This window comes from Mycobacterium sp. 2YAF39 (assembly GCF_052114565.1).
Taxonomy (GTDB): Bacteria; Actinomycetota; Actinomycetes; order Mycobacteriales; family Mycobacteriaceae; genus Mycobacterium.
The window spans coordinates 1-388 of record NZ_JBFREZ010000058.1; the positions used below are offsets into that span (position 1 = coordinate 1).

The window sequence follows — 388 nt, forward strand, 5'->3', positions numbered from 1 at the left end:
CCGTGCCGGTTCCCGGGCTGCGATCAACCCGCCGACCACTGCGACATCGACCACACCATCGCCTACCCGACCGGCCCGACGCAGGCATCCAACCTCAAATGTCTATGCCGAAAACACCACCTGCTCAAGACATTCTGGGGCTGGCACGACGAACAGCTCCCCGACGGCACCGTCCACTGGCACTCACCACGCGGTCAGCGCTACACCACTCGCCCCGGCAGCCGAATACCCTTCCCGGCACTGTGCCGGCCCACCGCATCCGTCTGTGTACCGACCAATGGGGCTGCCGCTCAACCGAACCGCGGCCTGATGATGCCGCGCCGCACACAGACCCGCGCACAGTCGCGGCGCGAATACATCGAACAACAACGCCGCCTCAACGACGACC

1 protein-coding gene is annotated in these 388 nt (G+C 66.0%); it reads left to right on the top strand.

The annotated features are described in order from the left end of the window. On the top strand, positions 1 to 388 hold a 388-nt coding region (locus AB4Z42_RS28455; RefSeq protein ID WP_442012591.1), incomplete at both ends, for an HNH endonuclease signature motif containing protein.